Genomic DNA, 15,878 nt, shown 5'->3' with positions numbered 1-15,878 from the left:
CCCGCCCGTTCCCCGGATCGGGCGCCGTGAGCTGGGTTAAGGTCCGTGGTGCGAGCGTGGCCCCGGGCCGGGACCGCAGCCGGGCAGGGCGTTACCTCTAGGGTAATTGTGGACATTCCGGACGCTTGTGATACCTTTCACGAACAAGAGACGACCACTCAACGTGACCAGCCGGAGCCCTCATGCAATCTTCCGACGCTCGGATCCTGCGCGGCGCCGCGATCCCGACCGGCGCGGTCGGCGTGGGCGCGGTCCTGATCGGCCTGCTGACGGCGGGCGGCAAGGGCGCGCTGGCGGCGGCACTGGCCACCGTCGTGGTGCTCATCTTCTTCTCCATCAGCGCGATCGCGGTCTCCTGGGCCGGCAAGATCTCCGCTCAGACGATGATGCTGGCCGCGCTGGCCAGCTACGTGGTGAAGATCCTCGCGGTGATGGTGCTGGTCACGGCCATGGACGGGGTCTCGATCTGGAACACCAAGGTGTTCGGCTGGGCCGTGATCGCCCTGGCCCTGTGCTGGATCGCGGCCGAGTTCCGCGTCGCCCTGCAGCGGAGGCCCTACATTGACGAGCCCGAAAGCGCCCTGGACCGGAGTCCGTGATGTCCTCCCGGCGCACGGTCCTGGCGGACTACTCCAATATGACCACCGCAGGCATGGCCTGCTATCGTCCGGAGCGCGATGAGCGAGCAGAAGCCCCGGCCGGAGGACGGTCAGCGGGAATTCGCCGACGTCGCCTGGTCCGTGCCTGGCTACCTCCTGTCCGGCATGATCATCTGGGGTGGGGCCGGGTGGCTGCTGTCCAGGTGGACCGGGCAGTCGTGGCTGATCCCCGTCGGTCTGATCATCGGGGTCGTGCTCGCCGTCTACCTGGTCTACGTGAAACACGGTCGCCACTCCCTCTGAGCGGCCGCGCCGCCGAGGAAGCCCACGTGAAACATCACCACATTGATGAAGGGAACGCCGCGTGAACGCGCTGACGGTCCTCGCCTCCTCCGGTGGGGAGGAGTTCCAGGCCCCGGGGCCGACGATCTTCGACTTCCCGCCCCTGTTCTCCGGCGCGCCGGCCTGGCTGACCAAGCCGGTGCTGTTCGCGGTCGTCGGCGCGCTGCTGATCTGCGTGTTCTTCTACAGCGCGTTCGCCAAGCCGAAGCTGGTGCCGCGCGGCATGCAGAACCTCGGCGAGGTCGGCTACATGTTCGTCCGCGACCAGATCGCGCGGCCGTTCCTCGGCAAGAACAGCGAGCGGTGGATGCCGCTGCTGATGTCGCTGTTCTTCCTGATCTGGGTCTGGAACGTCTTCTCGGTCATCCCGATCATCCAGTTCCCGATCGCCTCGCACATCGCGTTCCCGGTCGTCCTGGCCGTCTTCGTCTATTGCCTGAAGGTCTACCTCGGCCTGCGGCACCAGGGCGCGAAGTACTTCACGAACATGCTGCCCAAGGGCCTGCCCTGGCCCGTCTACATCCTGCTGGTGCCGATCGAGTACCTCTCGACCTTCATCATCGCCCCCTTCACGCACGCGGTGCGGTTGTTCGCCAACATGTTCGCCGGACACATGATCCTGGCGTTCTTCAGCCTCGTCGGCTTCTGGTTCCTGTTCGAGAAGCCCACCGTCGCCGGGTTCGGCGTCGGCATCGTCGGCGTGATCGTCACCATCCTGATGACCGCGCTCGAGCTGCTGATCCAGTTCCTGCAGGCGTTCCTGTTCGCACTGCTGGCCGCCATGTACATCCAGAGCGGCCTCGAAGCGGACCACTAGTCCTCCGGGTCCGTCCGTGCCCCCGGCGCGCGGCCCGAAACCGACAACCTCGATAAGCCAGACCGGCGGACACTCCGCCGGCCGACAGAAAAGGAAAGAACCCATGACGGGAGTCCTCGCCGCCGTGAACGGTAACGTCACCGCGATCGGTTACGGCCTCGCGGCCATCGGCCCGGGCATCGGCATCGGCATCATCTTCGGCCAGGGCGTCAACGCGATCGCCCGCCAGCCCGAGCTGACCGGCGTCATCCGCACCAACATGCTCCTGGGCTTCGTCCTCACCGAGGCGCTCGCCCTGATCGGCCTGGTCGCGCCGTTCATCTTCAAGAGCGTCTGACCACCCCTGCCACCTGAGGAAGGGCTGCAGACATGATCACAGCAGCTTCCGTCCTTGCGGCGGAGGAGAACAACCCTCTCGTCCCGCACCCGTACGAGCTGGTCGTCGGCATCTTCTCGTTCCTGGTCGTGCTGATCGTGGTCGGGAAGATCCTCACCCCGCGCATCCAGCAGACGCTGGAGGAGCGGACCGACGCGATCGAGGGGGGCCTCAAGCGCGCCGAGCAGGCGCAGGAGGAGGCCCGCCAGACGCTCGAGCAGTACAAGGCCCAGCAGAAGGACGCCGCCATCGAGGCGTCCAAGCTGCGCAAGAAGGCCGAGGAGCAGGGCGCTCAGATCATCGCCGAGATGAAGGAGCAGGCCCAGTCCGAGGCGCGCCGGATCATCGACGCCGCCAAGGCGCAGATCGAGGCCGAGCGCCAGCAGGCGCTGACCTCGCTGCGCGCCGAGATCGGCTCGATGTCGGTCGAGCTGGCCTCCCGCGTGGTGGGCGAGTCCCTTGAGGACGGCGCCCGCCAGAGCCGGGTGGTCGACCGGTTCCTCGAGGAGCTCGAGGAGCGCGCCCGCACGCAGGAGCAGATCACATCATGACCATCACGGGAGCGGTGAGCAGGGCGTCGCTGGCCGAGGCCAAGGACCGGCTGGAGGCCGTCATCTCCTCCGCCGGCCCCGACCTCGACGCGCTCGGCGGCGACCTGTTCGCGGTGCTGCACCTGATCGACCGCGAGCACGGCCTGCGGCGGGCGGTCTCCGACCCGGCGCGGGACGGCGCGGACAAGGCGCAGCTCGTCCGGATCCTGCTGGAGGGCAAGGTGTCGCCGGCCGCTCTCGGGCTGGTCGCCGACGTGGTCCGGATGCGCTGGTCCACCCCCTCGGAGCTGTCGGACGCGGTGGAGACCCTCGCGGTCATCGCCGAGTCCGCCCGCGCGGAGGCGGCCGGCCGGCTCGACGACCTGGAGGACGAGCTCTTCCGGTTCTCCCGGGTCATCGAGGGCGAGGTCGAGCTGCGCGGCGCCCTCGCCGGCCCCGGCCTGCCCGCCGACCGCAAGGCGGGCCTGGTCGAGGCGCTGCTCGACGGCAAGGTCCAGCCGGCCACGCTGACGCTGATCACCGAACTGGTGCTGCGCCCGCGAGGACGTAGCCTGGAGGGCGGGCTGGCCGAGTACGGCCGGATCGTCGCCAAGCGGCGGGAGCGGCTGGTCGCGCTGGTCCGTACCCCGGTCGCGCTGACGGACGCGCAGCGCACCCGGCTCGCCGCGGTGCTCGCCGCCGCCTACGGCCACGAAGTACACCTGAACATCGAGCTCGACCCCACGGCGATCGGCGGCCTGTCGATTGAGATCGGGGACGAGATCATCGACGGCACGATCGCCGGACGGCTGGACGACGTCCGCCGGCGGCTCGGTACCGGTTGACGCCGGCAGAGCCGGCCCCAAAGGGAGCAAGAGAGGAATCATGGCGGAGCTGACGATCCGTCCGGATGAGATCCGGAACGCGCTGGAGCGCTTCGTCCAGTCGTACGAGCCCGAGGCCGCCGCGCGCGAAGAGGTCGGCACCGTCGTCGATTCCGGCGACGGTATCGCCCACGTCGAGGGCCTGCCCTCGGCGATGGCCAACGAGATCCTCGAGTTCGAGGACGGTACCCGTGGCCTGGCTCTGAACCTGGACGTGCGCGAGATCGGCGCCGTGGTGCTGGGCGACTTCAGCAAGATCGAGGAGGGCCAGAAGGTCCGCCGTACCGGAGAGGTCCTCTCGGCCCCGGTCGGCGACGCCTTCCTCGGCCGTGTCGTCGACGCGCTGGGCAACCCGCTGGACGGCAAGGGCCCGATCGAGAGCACCGAGCGGCGGGCGCTGGAACTGCAGGCCCCGACCGTCGTGCAGCGGCAGTCGGTCAAGGAGCCGCTGCAGACCGGCATCAAGGCCATCGACGCGATGACCCCGATCGGCCGGGGGCAGCGCCAGCTGGTCATCGGTGACCGGCAGACCGGCAAGACCACGGTCTGCGTGGACACCATCATCAACCAGAAGGAAGCCTGGGAGACCGGCGACCCGGCCAAGCAGGTCCGCTGCGTGTACGTGGCGGTCGGCCAGAAGGGCTCCACGATCGCCAACGTGCGGCGGTCGCTGGAGGAGGCCGGCGCGCTGGAGTACACCACGATCGTGGCGGCCCCGGCGTCGGAGCCCGCGGGCTACAAGTACATCGCCCCCTACACCGGGTCGGCGATCGGCCAGCACTGGATGTACCAGGGCAAGCACGTCCTGATCGTCTTCGACGACCTGTCGAAGCAGGCCGAGGCCTACCGCGCGGTGTCGCTGCTGCTGCGCCGCCCGCCGGGCCGCGAGGCCTACCCCGGCGACGTCTTCTACCTGCACTCGCGTCTGCTGGAGCGCTGCGCGAAGCTGTCGGACGACCTCGGCGCCGGCTCGATGACGGGTCTGCCGATCATCGAGACCAAGGGCAACGACGTGTCGGCCTACATCCCGACGAACGTCATCTCGATCACCGACGGGCAGTGCTTCCTGGAGACCGACCTGTTCAACCAGGGCGTCCGGCCGGCGATCAACGTCGGCATCTCGGTGTCCCGGGTCGGCGGCTCGGCGCAGATCAAGGCGATGCGCAAGGTCGCCGGCACGCTGCGCCTGGCCCTGTCGCAGTTCCGCGACCTGGAGGCGTTCGCCGCGTTCGCGTCCGACCTGGACGCCGCGTCGCGCGCGCAGCTGGAGCGCGGTGCGCGCCTGGTCGAGCTGCTGAAGCAGCCGCAGGGCTCGCCGTTCCCGGTCGAGCAGGAGGTCATCTCCGTGTGGGCGGGCACGTCCGGTGAGCTGGACGAGGTCCCGGTCGCCGACGTCCGCCGCTTCGAGCGCGAGTTCCTCGACTACGTCGAGCGCGAGGACGCGGGCCTGATGACCTCGATCCGCGAGACCGGGCAGCTGTCCGACGACGACCTGACCAGCCTCAAGAACACCATCACGGAGTTCAAGAAGGGCTTCCAGACCAGCGAGGGCGACGTGCTCGGCGCTGAGGAGGCCATCGAGGCGATCGAGGACGAGGCCGTCGAGCAGGAGACGATCACCCGCGTCAAGAAGGGCTGACGGCCATGGCCGCACAGCTTCGTCAACTCCGGCAGCAGATCAAGACGGTCAAGTCGACCGCCAAGATCACGCGCGCCCAGGAGATGATCGCCACGTCGCGGATCGTCAAGGCCCAGCAGGCGGTGGCGGCCTCCAAGCCGTACGCCGACCGGATCACGCAGGCCTTGAGCGCGCTGGTGAGCCACCGCGTCGGGATCGACCATCCGCTCCTGCACGAGCAGCCGACCGACAACCGCAGCGCGGTACTGATCGTCACCTCGGACCGGGGATTCTGCGGCGCCTACAACGCCAACGTCATCCGCGAGGCCGAGGCGCTGATCACCGCGCTGCGCGAGCAGGGCCGCGAGCCGGTCCCGTACGTCATCGGTAACAAGGGCATCACCTGGTACCGGTTCCGGGGCCGGGAGGTCGCCGAGACCTGGCACGGTTTCAGCGACCGTCCGGACTTCGCCAGCGCCGAGCGCATCGGGCGGCGGCTGACCGAGGACTTCCTCAAGACCGACGCCGAGGGCGGGGTCGGGGAGATCCACGTCGTCTACACCGAGTTCGTCTCGATGCTGACGCAGAAGGTCCAGGTCCGCCGGCTGATGCCGCTGGAGGTCTCCGACGGCGACGGCGAGGGCCAGGTCCTGCCGACCTACGAGTTCGAGCCGTCCGCGCAGGCGGCGCTCGACCTCCTGCTGCCCAACTACGTCGAGAGCCGCATCTTCCACATGCTGCTGCAGTCGGCGGCGTCGTTCCAGGCGTCGGTGCGGCGGGCGATGAAGTCGGCGACCGACAATGCCAATGATCTGCTCGGGGTCTACACGCGCCAGATGAACCAGGCGCGGCAGGCCGCGATCACCCAGGAAATCAGCGAGATCGTCGGTGGCGCTGACGCGCTCGCCGAGTCTGGCGGGGAGTGAAATGACTGCACAGGTAGAGACGGCGACCGCGACCGGGCGCGTCGCACGCGTCATCGGCCCGGTCGTCGACGTGGAGTTCCCCGCCGACGCCATCCCGGAGATCTACAACGCGCTGCACGTCCAGGTCACGCTGGGCGGCGAGGAGAAGACCCTGACCTTCGAGGTCGCCCAGCACCTGGGCGACAACATGGTCCGGGCCATCTCGATGCAGCCGACGGACGGCCTGGTCCGCGGCGCCCCGGTGGTCGACACCGGCGAGTCCATCGCGGTCCCGGTGGGCGACATCACCAAGGGCCACGTGTGGAACGCCCTCGGCGACGCGCTGGACACCCCGACCGCCTCGCTGGAGATCAACGAGCGCTGGGGCATCCACCGCAAGGCGCCGGCGTTCGACCAGCTGGAGTCGAAGACGGAGATGCTGGAGACCGGCATCAAGGTCATCGACCTGCTGTGCCCGTACGTCAAGGGCGGCAAGATCGGCCTGTTCGGCGGCGCGGGTGTGGGCAAGACCGTCCTCATCCAGGAGATGATCCGCCGCGTCGCCCGCAACTTCGGCGGCACCTCGGTGTTCGCCGGCGTGGGCGAGCGCACCCGTGAGGGCAACGACCTCTGGGTGGAGATGGACGAGGCGGACGTCCTCAAGGACACCGCCCTGGTGTTCGGCCAGATGGACGAGCCGCCGGGCACCCGGCTGCGCGTCGCGCTGGGCGCGCTGACGATGGCGGAGTACTTCCGCGACGTCCAGAACCAGGACGTGCTGCTGTTCATCGACAACATCTTCCGGTTCACCCAGGCCGGCTCGGAGGTGTCCACGCTGCTCGGGCGCATGCCGTCCGCGGTGGGGTACCAGCCGACGCTGGCCGACGAGATGGGTGTGCTGCAGGAGCGGATCACCTCGACGCGCGGTCACTCGATCACCTCGATGCAGGCGATCTACGTGCCCGCCGACGACATCACCGACCCGGCGCCGCACACCACGTTCGCGCACCTGGACGCCACGACCACGCTGGCGCGGAGCATCTCCGAGAAGGGCATCTTCCCGGCGGTGGACCCGCTCGACTCCACGTCGCGGATCATGGACCCGCAGATCCTGGGGAACGAGCACTACTCCGTCGCCCAGGAGGTGGTGCGGATCCTGCAGAAGTACAAGGAGCTGCAGGACATCATCGCGATCCTCGGTATCGACGAGCTCTCCGAAGAGGACAAGGTCACCGTCCAGCGGGCGCGGCGCATCGAGCGCTTCCTGTCGCACCCGATGTACGTGGCCGAGCAGTTCACCGGCCAGCCCGGTGTGACGGTGCCGAAGGACGAGACGATCGCCTCGTTCAAGGCGCTGGCGGAGGGCAAGTACGACCACCTGCCCGAGCAGGCGTTCTTCATGTGCGGCGGCATCGAGGATGTCGAGAAGAAGGCCAAGGAGCTGGAGAAGTAGTCCGCTCCGGTGGGGCGCCCGGACCGCATCGTCCGGGCGCCCCGCCGGGACCGCTTCGGTATTCGGAGGATTGAGACGTGGCAACCCTGAAGGTCGGGCTGGTCTCGCCGGAGCGCGAGATCTGGTCCGGCGAGGCCAGGACGGTGGTCGCGCAGACCATCGAGGGCTCGCTCGGCATCCTGCCGGGCCACGCCCCGGTGCTCGGCGTGCTGCTGGACGGCAGCGTGGTGACGATCGAGCCGGCCGACGGCGGCGAGCGGGTCAGCGCGATGGTCGGCAGCGGGTTCTTCTCCGTCGCGGGCGACGAGGTCGCCATCCTGGCGGAGCAGGCCGAGATGGGCGAGGAGATCGACGTCCAGCACGCGCGGCAGGCGCTGGAGGACGCGATGGCCGGCGCCGGCGAGGACTCGACGCCGGAGCGGCGGGCCCGGGCGCGGCTGCGCGCCGCGGGCATCGAGGTCTAGTTTTCAGCGAGCGAACGGCGGGGGGACTTGGGCGGGCACCTGGCACTTGACGCGGGCGGGGTGCTCGCCGGGCTCGTCCTGGTGGCCGCGCTCGTGTTCGTGGTGATGGCCGTGCGCCGCTGGCTGTTCGTCCGCGGCGGCGGCACGGTGGAGTGCAGCCTGCGCACGATGCCCGCGGAGGGCGCCGCCCCGGAGTCCGCTCCGGGGGTGTGGCGCCTCGGTATCGGCCGGTACCGGGGCGACGAGCTGCACTGGCACCGCGTGTTCGGTTTCCGCAGAAGGCCCCGGCAGGTGATCCACCGCCGGGGCCTCGTCGTGTCCAACCGGCGGACGCCGGGCCCGGACGAGGCGGACGGGCTGCTGCCGGACGTGAGCGTGATCGAGGTGCGCGACGGCGCGCAGGTGATGGAGCTGGCGATGGGCGCGGCGGCGCTGACGGGGTTCCTGGCGTGGCTGGAGGCGGCGCCGCCCGGTTTCCCGGTGGACGTGCATCCGTCGGAGTGACGCGTCGCGCCGGGCGAGCGCGTGTGGTGAGTGTGTGCGGCGGGCGCGTGCGGTGGGTGTTTGCGGTGGGTGTTTGCGGCGGGCGGCCGGGCGTGTCGGCGTGGGCAGGGTAAGGCGGCGGTATCGAATCGGCCGGGTCGTCCCGGCGCTGCTTGAGGCGGGCGGGCCGCGGGTTCATGATCGGCCCTGGTCACAGCCCCGTTCCCGTCTCCGCAGGAGTGCACGTGCGCAAGCTGCTCACCGGCGCCGCCGTGGCGCTGTCCGCCGCCGTCCCGGGCGCGCTGGCCGCCGTCGGGCCGGGTGCGCATGAGGTGCCGTCCCGTCCCGCGCCCGCGCTGCGGGCCGCGTCCGCCGCGCAGGCCCTGCCGGCGCCGCAGGCTCCGCCGGCCGGGTCCGACCTGGCGTCGCTGGTCGCGCTGAAGGACGTCCGGCGGCACCTGTCCGCGTTCCAGCAGATCGCCGACTACAACGGCGGGAACCGCGCGGTCGGCGGGCAGGGGTTCGAGGTGTCCGTCCGGTACGTCGTGGGACGGCTGAAGAAGGCCGGGTTCGAGCCGAGGGTGCAGCGGTTCACGTTCCCGTACTGGCGTGAGCGGTCGAAGCCGGTGCTGGCGCGCGTCGCCCCGTCCAAGGCGTCCTACGCGGTCGGGACGGACTTCCTGACGTTCGCCTACTCGGGTGCGGGCGAGGTGACCGCCCCCGTCCAAGCGGTCGACCTCCCGCCGTCCGGCGAGGGGACGAGCGGCTGCGAGAGCGGCGACTTCGCGCACTTCCGCAAGGGCTCGATCGCTCTGATGCAGCGCGGGACCTGCTCGTTCGCCACGAAGGTCGCCAAGGCGAAGGCCGCGGGCGCCGCCGCCGCGGTGATCTACAACAAGCCCGGCGAGAAGGGCCCGGTCAACGGGACGGTGGAGAAGGTCGCGCCGATCCCGGTGGTGGGCCCGTCCTACAAGGCGGGGGCCGAGCTGGCGAAGGCCGCGAGGAAGGGCGGCCTGAAGCTGCGGGTGAAGACCGACGCGGTGCACGGGAAGCGGTCGGCGGGCAACGTCATCGCCGACACCCGGCGCGGCCGGGCGGGCAACGTCGTGGTGGCCGGCGCGCACCTCGACAGCGTCCCGGCGGGCCCGGGGATCAACGACAACGCGACGGGCGCGGCGGCGCTGCTGGCCGTCGCGGAGAAGATCGGCAAGCTGCCCGCCAAGGACCTGCGCAACCGGGTGCGGTTCGCCTGGTGGGGCGCCGAGGAGGAGGGCCTCGTCGGGTCCACCCACTACGTGAAGTCGCTGAGCGCCGCCGAGCGCGGCAGGATCGCGCTGGACCTGAACTTCGACATGCTCGGCTCGCCGAACGGCACCCGCGCCGTCTACGACGGCGACCACTCCGCGCACGCCGGGACCGTCCCGCCCGCCGGGTCCGGCGCGATCGAGAAGGTCTTCCGCGACTACTTCGCCGCACGGCGCCTGCCGGTGACGCAGACCCCGTTCGACGGGCGCTCCGACTACGGGCCGTTCGTCGCGAAGGGCATCCCGTCCGGCGGCATCGAGACGGGCGCCGAGGGCGTGAAGACGGCCGCGGAGGCCAAGGCGTACGGCGGCCGGGCCGGGAAGGCGTACGACCCCTGCTACCACGCCAAATGCGACCGGATGAAGAACGTCGACCTCAAGCTGCTCGGCACCAACGTCGGCGGCGTCGCGTACGCGGTGCAGCGGCTGGCCGCGAGCACGCTCCCCGTCAACGGGGAGGCGCGCGTCGCGGCCGCGCCGGCGGCTTCGTACCGTCCGGAATGGCTCGGCCCCTACCTGGTGCGCTGAGCCGGCCGGGGGCGGGGCTTCTCAGACGGGCTTGATCGAGATCCCGCCGGCGTTCGTCTTGACCGTGACCCGCCGGGACGACCGCGAGTCCTGGTGGATGCCGGGGTCGACGTCCTTGCCGCCGGTGTCGGTGGTCAGCGCGACCGCGTAGGACTGGGCGCCGGGCAGCCGCAGCCGCACCGCGCCGGTGTCGCTGCTGGCCTGGACGGTCCGCGGCGCCGAGGACAGGCCGACCGCGATCGTTCCGGAGTTGGTGTCGATCGCCAGCCGGTCGGAGACCAGCCCGTCCGCCCGGACGCTGCCGGTGTCGGAGTGCACCTCGGTGGAGGTGATACGGCCGCCCAGCCGGACGTCGCCGCTCCCGGACCGGGCCGTCAGCCGGCCGGAGGCCAGCCCGGTCGCGGTGATCGTCCCGGTGTCCACGCGCAGGTCGGCGGTGTCGGCGCGGCCCGACAACCGCACGTTCCCCGGACCCGCGCTGAGGGTCGCCGAGGACGTGCGCAGGTCCGTCGCGCTGACCTCGCCGGTGTCGCCGTGCAGCCGGACCGTCCCGGCGAGGCCGGAGACCCGGATCGACCCGGCGCCGCCGCGCACGTCCACGGCCGTGGCGCGCGGCACCTGGATCCGGTAGGAGATCCGGCACGGGTTGGAGCCGATCACGCTGTGCCCGCACTTCGCCGACAGCGACAGCGTCCGCCCGCTGACGCCGTGCCGCGGCTTCGGCTTGTTGCGGTCGTTGGCCCAGCGCAGATGCTCGGTGACCTTGATGCCGGGGGAGTCGGAGGCGGTGATCTGCACCGACCCGTCGCCGGGCGCCACCTTCAGCGCGGTGACCCCGCCCGGCGCGGTGTACGAGCGCTCCTCGGTGTGGCGGCCGATGCTCACGCCGCAGCCCGTCAGCGCCGCGCCCGCCAGCACCACCGCCCCGGTCAGCACCGCCGCGCCCGCCAGAGTCCTCATCCGTGTCCCCCTCGTCTCGCACCCCGTCCCGGACAAGCCTGCCGGACGGCGCGCCGCCCGGACAGGAGGAGGACCGGCGTCCCGGGGGTGGGGCTAACCCCACCCCGTCCGGGGACGCGCGCGGGTCAGCGCTCGCCGCCCGGCTTCCACAGCACGTCGCCGTGCTCGGCGTTCGCGACGCGGCACAGGATGAACAGCAGGTCCGACAGCCGGTTGAGGTACTTGGCGGTCAGCGGGTTGACGCCCCGGTCGGCGGCCTCGGGGCCGCCGTCGGCGGATTCGCCGACCGGAGCGGCGCCGTGGGCCTCCAGCGCAGCCCACGCGGACCGCTCCGCGCGGCGCGTCACCGTCCGCGCGACGTGCAGCAGCGCGCCGCCGGGGGTGCCGCCGGGCAGGATGAAGCTGCGCAGCGGCTCCAGCGCGGCGTTGTGCTCGTCGCAGGCCGCCTCGAGCCGCTCGATGTAGGACGGGTCGACGCGCAGCGGCGGGTACTCGGGGTCGGCCACCACCGGCGCGCACAGATCGGCGCCCACGTCGAACATGTCGTTCTGCACGCGGACAAGGAGCGTCCGCAGCTCGTCGGGCAGGTCGCCGAGCGCGAGGGCCGCGCCGATCGCGGCGTTGGCCTCCTCCACGTCGGCGTAGGCGGCCAGCCGCGGGTCGGTCTTGCTCGTGCGGGACGCGTCGCCGAGCGCTGTGCTGCCGTCGTCGCCGGTCCGGGTGTAGATCCGCGAGAGGACGACGGGGGTCTCCCTGTTCTTCGCCATGGCCGTCACACTAGCGCCGGGCCGTCCGCGCGGTGCCGCCCGCCGCCCGCCGTCCGGCCCGGGGACGTCGCAAAACCGTTCGGTAGTGTTCGTTCCGTGTACGACTACGTGATCGTCGGTGCGGGCAGCGCCGGCTGCGTGCTGGCCGCCCGGCTGTCACAGGACCCGTCGGCGAAGGTGCTGCTGCTGGAGGCCGGGCCGCCCGACGACGCGCCGGAGATCCGCATCCCGGCGGCCGTCGCGAACCTGATCAAGGGCCCGTACGACTGGGACTACACGACCGTCCCGCAGGAGCACGCCGCCGGACGCGCGGTGTACTGGCCGCGCGGCCGCGCCCTCGGCGGCAGCTCGTCCACCAACGCGATGATCTACATCCGGGGGAACCGGCGCGACTACGACGCCTGGCGCGACGTCCACGGCTGCGACGGCTGGGGCTATGAGGACCTGCTGCCCTACTTCCGCCGCGCCGAGGACCAGCAGCGCATCGCCACCCCCTACCACGGCACCGGCGGCCCGCTCCGCGTCGAGGACCTGCGCTACCGGCACCCGCTGACGCAGGCGTGGGTGCAGTCGGCGAAGGCGTTCGGGCTGGCGGCCAACCCCGACTTCAACGGCGCCGACCAGGACGGCGTCGGCTTCTACCAGGTCTCCCAGAAGCGCGGGCGGCGCTGGTCGGCCGCCGCGGGGTACCTGCGCCCGGCGCTGCGGCGGCCGAACCTCACCGTCGTCACCGACGCGCTCGCCACCCGCGTCCTGATCGAGAACGGCCGCGCGGCCGGCGTCCGGTACGAGGCGCGCGGCGAGACCGTCGAGGCCCGCGCGTCCGCCGAGGTGATCCTGTCCGGCGGCGCGGTGAACAGCCCGCAGCTGCTGATGCTGTCGGGCGTCGGCCCCGCCGGCCACCTGCGCGAGCACGGCATCGACGTCGTCGTCGACTCACCCGTCGGCCAGGGCCTGCAGGACCACCCGTTCGTCAACGTCATGTTCGCGACCCCGCGCACCAAGGGCCTCTGGGAGCTGGCGAACGCCCGCGCGTTCGCGCTCTACACCGCCCTCGCCCGCGGCCCCTACGCGTCCAACCTCGCCGAGGCCGGCGGGTTCGTCCGGACGGTCGACGGCCTGCCCGCGCCCGACCTGCAGTACCACGTGCTGCCGACCCCGTTCGTCGACCAGGGGCTCGTGGAGCCGTCCCAGCGGCTGCTGTCGGTCCTGGTCACGGCCATCGCGGTCGCGAGCCGCGGGTCGCTGACGCTGCGGTCCGCCAGCCCGTACGCCAAGCCGCTGATCGACCCCGCCTACCTCGCCGACAAGGCCGACCTGGACATCCTGGTCGCCGGCGTCCGGCAGGCCCGCGAGATCGCCGCCGTCGGCCCGCTCGCCCACCTCGCCGGCGGCGAGCACGCGCCGGGGGAGGGCGTCCAGGACGACGAGGAGCTCGCCGCGTTCGTCCGCCGGGAGTGCGCGACGCTCTTCCATCCGACGAGCACCTGCGCGATGGGCGGCGCGGACACCTCGGTCTGCGACCCCGAGCTGCGCGTCCGCGGCGTCGACGGCCTGCGCGTCGTGGACGCCTCCGTCATGCCGGCGGTGCCGCGCGGCAACACCAACGCCCCCACCATCGCCATCGCCGAGCGCGCCGCCGACCTCATCCGCGGCCGCACCCCGCTCCGCCCCGCCAACCGCTGACGCCGGGGCGGCTCCGCATTCCCCGCGTCAGGCCGTGTGCTCCCGCACGGTCGCACTCCCATTAGCGCCGTTCATCTGAAATGACCGGCTCCCCGTTGTGCGTCTTTTTCCACTCTGCGTTCGTTTCCGTTCGGCAACGCCGACGCCAATGCGACAATGAAACACGCGTCATGACGCCACTGAGGGACGGTGAGAGCCATGCCCCGACTCTATGGCCGGGAAAAGGGCCTGCCTCTCGCCGGCGAAGTGATCAAACTCCGTCCGGGCGCGCCGGCCGGCGAGTCCCCGATGCTGATCTTCGTGGGGCCGAGCGGCGCGGGGAAGACCGCCCTGCTGGACGCCGTCGAGGACATTCTTGAAGAGCGCGTTCCGCACGCCCGCATGGACGGAACGACGCTGAAGGACTCACCGGTTCCGGATGTCCTCGCCGCCCTGGGCTTCGAGCTCAACCGCCGGTGCGGGCGGCTCGACGGGCTCAGGTTCCCGCGCCTGCTCGTCGGCCGGATGGTGATGGACGAGCCGCTCATCGGCGCGGCGGTCGGCATCGGAGCGGATCCGGAGAAGGCCCGGCAGGAGGTCCGGCGGATTCTCGACCGCTATCGCGACAGGGCGGCGCTCAGGAACTTCCTGAGCCGCCTCGCGGGGGCCGTGGTCCCGCCCCTGGCCGCCCGTGCCGCGGGCGTCATGGTGGACGCGGTATGGGCGGATGTGATCGGCCGGGTCCTCTCCGACCTGATGAGCAATGGCCTGCCCTTTCCGAGGTTCGGCCGGCGCTCCGAGCTCGATAAAGGGGAGCGCTGGTACGGCGCCGGGACGGCGGGGCCGGACAAGCTGGTGAAACTCAATGTCCGGTACCACGAGTACCCGAAGTACCGGGGCTGGGTCGACCGGCTCCTGCTGGACGCATTCCTCGCCGACCTCGAGGACGAGTTCGCGAACGGCCCCGCCGCCGATGGCGGATACAAATGCGCGATCCTCGTGGACGACGCCGAGGGCGCAGCCGCGTTCGTCAAAGCGCTCCTGTCGGCCAGCGCGGGCCGGACCCGGACACCGCCCATCGGGGTGATCGCGGCGGCCCGCGGCGGCCCGGCGGTGCGGGCGCTCGCGGGCGGCGCCGCCGCCGCGTCCCTGGCGGAGATCGACGTCCCGGCGGTGTTCGGCGATCCCGCGGTCCGGCGGCTGAGGATCGCGCTCCCGGACCTCACGTGGAACGAGACCGAGCAGCTGGCGCGCCACGCCGGGTTCCACGACCACACGGCGAAGATGATCCACCAGTTCACGGCCGGGAACCCGCACGCGACGGCCAGGCTCGTCCGGGCGGCCGCCGAGTGCGCGGACGAGCGCGCCGACGTCGGGACGCTCCTCGGCCGCCCGTACGACCCCGCCGATGACGCCGATCCCGAGCGGCCGATCGGCGAGCGGCTGGTCGACGACTTCCTGTCCGCCTTCAGCCCGCGGCAGCGCGAGCACCTGATCACGACGGCCGCCGCGCGGGACCAGGACGAGGCGCAGTTCCTCACCGCGGCCCTGCTGAGCCCGGCCGACGCGGGGTTCGTCCTCCGCTCCGACGTCTGGCAGCCGGCCCGCGGCGCCGGACCCGAGACGCTGCCCGCGGTCCTCCACCGGCTGCTGGCGCGCCGGCTGGCGGAGCGCGTCGCGAACGGCACCACCTGGGACGCCCTCCACGCCCGCCTCCGCCCGGCCGTGCCGGGGGACGGCCTGACCGGCGAGGAGCAGGTCCGCGACCTGTACCACGCGCTCGCCCTCGGCGACCTGGCGCACGTCACCCGCCGGCTCGCCGCCCTGCTCACCGAGATGCCCGCGTCCGCATGGCTCGGTCTGGTCGCGAAGGTGACCGCTGCGCCCCGCCGCACGCCGGCGGTGCACGACCCGAGCGGCGAGGCCGAGCGGCTGGCGCGGACCGCCCGGGCGGACGACGTGCCCGGCCTGGGCCACCCCCGGGCCCTGGCCGCCCTCGTGGCCGGCCTCTGGATCGCCGCCGACCCGTTCACCGGTCCGGCCCGCTACGAACTGCACACCGCCATCGCGGCCGCGTACGACCTGATCGCGCAGGACGCCCACTCCGAGAGCGCCATGCTGAACGGGGAGGCCGAGGACCACCGGGAGATCGCCAAGCAATGGCCGCGCTGAACGCCGTACGG

Annotated in this window: 16 protein-coding genes; 14 read left to right on the top strand and 2 right to left on the bottom strand. The window is 71.8% G+C overall.

Annotated features, from left to right (window positions below):
• Positions 1-182: 182 nt before the first annotated feature.
• The 12 genes from J4709_RS02830 to J4709_RS02775 all read left to right on the top strand — a co-directional run bounded on the left by J4709_RS02830 (position 183) and on the right by J4709_RS02775 (position 10,303).
• Positions 183-599, top strand: a complete 417-nt coding sequence (locus tag J4709_RS02830) for a Cg1360 family ATP-synthase-associated protein (RefSeq protein WP_173099006.1) — start codon at positions 183-185, stop codon at positions 597-599.
• 78 nt (positions 600-677) lie between these two features.
• Positions 678-902: a hypothetical protein gene (locus J4709_RS02825; protein ID WP_208236536.1), complete on the top strand. Its 225-nt coding sequence runs from the start codon at positions 678-680 to the stop codon at positions 900-902.
• Positions 903-963: 61 nt separating this feature from the next.
• Positions 964-1,758: a F0F1 ATP synthase subunit A gene (gene atpB / locus J4709_RS02820; protein WP_208236534.1), complete on the top strand. Its 795-nt coding sequence runs from the start codon at positions 964-966 to the stop codon at positions 1,756-1,758.
• 103 nt (positions 1,759-1,861) lie between these two features.
• Positions 1,862-2,095 carry an ATP synthase F0 subunit C gene (gene atpE, locus J4709_RS02815; protein ID WP_173099009.1) on the top strand — a complete coding sequence of 78 codons (234 nt, stop codon included), beginning with the start codon at positions 1,862-1,864 and terminating at the stop codon, positions 2,093-2,095.
• A 32-nt stretch (positions 2,096-2,127) separates the two neighbouring features.
• Positions 2,128-2,685: a F0F1 ATP synthase subunit B gene (locus tag J4709_RS02810; protein ID WP_208236532.1), complete on the top strand. Its 558-nt coding sequence runs from the start codon at positions 2,128-2,130 to the stop codon at positions 2,683-2,685.
• Complete coding sequence (locus tag J4709_RS02805) at positions 2,682-3,509, top strand: F0F1 ATP synthase subunit delta (RefSeq protein ID WP_208236530.1); 828 nt, start codon at positions 2,682-2,684, stop codon at positions 3,507-3,509. The genes J4709_RS02810 and J4709_RS02805 overlap by 4 nt, the downstream gene beginning before the upstream one ends.
• A 40-nt stretch (positions 3,510-3,549) precedes the next feature.
• Positions 3,550-5,187, top strand: a complete 1,638-nt coding sequence (gene atpA / locus J4709_RS02800; RefSeq protein WP_208236528.1) for a F0F1 ATP synthase subunit alpha — start codon at positions 3,550-3,552, stop codon at positions 5,185-5,187.
• A 5-nt stretch (positions 5,188-5,192) separates the two neighbouring features.
• Complete coding sequence (locus J4709_RS02795; protein ID WP_208236526.1) at positions 5,193-6,092, top strand: F0F1 ATP synthase subunit gamma; 900 nt, start codon at positions 5,193-5,195, stop codon at positions 6,090-6,092.
• A gap of 1 nt (position 6,093) precedes the next feature.
• Complete coding sequence (gene atpD, locus J4709_RS02790) at positions 6,094-7,524, top strand: F0F1 ATP synthase subunit beta (RefSeq protein WP_208236524.1); 1,431 nt, start codon at positions 6,094-6,096, stop codon at positions 7,522-7,524.
• A gap of 77 nt (positions 7,525-7,601) precedes the next feature.
• Entirely contained in the window at positions 7,602-7,988 is a 387-nt protein-coding gene (locus tag J4709_RS02785; protein ID WP_208236522.1) for a F0F1 ATP synthase subunit epsilon, read from the top strand.
• A 27-nt stretch (positions 7,989-8,015) separates the two neighbouring features.
• The gene (locus J4709_RS02780) at positions 8,016-8,492 is read left to right on the top strand and encodes a DUF2550 domain-containing protein (protein WP_208236520.1); all 477 of its coding nucleotides are present in this window, start codon (positions 8,016-8,018) and stop codon (positions 8,490-8,492) included.
• Positions 8,493-8,716: 224 nt separating this feature from the next.
• The gene (locus J4709_RS02775; protein ID WP_307800894.1) at positions 8,717-10,303 is read left to right on the top strand and encodes a M28 family peptidase; all 1,587 of its coding nucleotides are present in this window, start codon (positions 8,717-8,719) and stop codon (positions 10,301-10,303) included.
• Between the two features lie 21 nt (positions 10,304-10,324).
• On the opposite strand, the gene J4709_RS02770 is transcribed toward J4709_RS02775, so the two are convergent.
• Both J4709_RS02770 and J4709_RS02765 read right to left on the bottom strand, forming a co-directional pair.
• Positions 10,325-11,263, bottom strand: a complete 939-nt coding sequence (locus tag J4709_RS02770; protein ID WP_208236516.1) for a DUF4097 family beta strand repeat-containing protein — start codon at positions 11,261-11,263, stop codon at positions 10,325-10,327.
• Between the two features lie 125 nt (positions 11,264-11,388).
• Positions 11,389-12,030, bottom strand: coding sequence for a cob(I)yrinic acid a,c-diamide adenosyltransferase (locus tag J4709_RS02765; protein ID WP_208236514.1), 642 nt, complete (start codon positions 12,028-12,030; stop codon positions 11,389-11,391).
• A 96-nt stretch (positions 12,031-12,126) separates the two neighbouring features.
• Between J4709_RS02765 and J4709_RS55380 the strand changes: the two genes are divergently transcribed.
• Together J4709_RS55380 and J4709_RS02755 are read left to right on the top strand one after the other, a co-directional pair.
• Complete coding sequence (locus J4709_RS55380) at positions 12,127-13,716, top strand: GMC family oxidoreductase (RefSeq protein WP_208236512.1); 1,590 nt, start codon at positions 12,127-12,129, stop codon at positions 13,714-13,716.
• Positions 13,717-13,914: 198 nt separating this feature from the next.
• Positions 13,915-15,867: an ATP-binding cassette domain-containing protein gene (locus tag J4709_RS02755; protein WP_208236510.1), complete on the top strand. Its 1,953-nt coding sequence runs from the start codon at positions 13,915-13,917 to the stop codon at positions 15,865-15,867.
• Positions 15,868-15,878 lie beyond the last annotated feature (11 nt).

Source organism: Actinomadura violacea (assembly GCF_017573465.1).
GTDB classification, from domain to species: domain Bacteria; phylum Actinomycetota; class Actinomycetes; order Streptosporangiales; family Streptosporangiaceae; genus Spirillospora; species Spirillospora violacea.
Note: the sequence above shows the minus strand (reverse complement) of the source record. Positions and strands in the feature narration are given on the sequence as shown.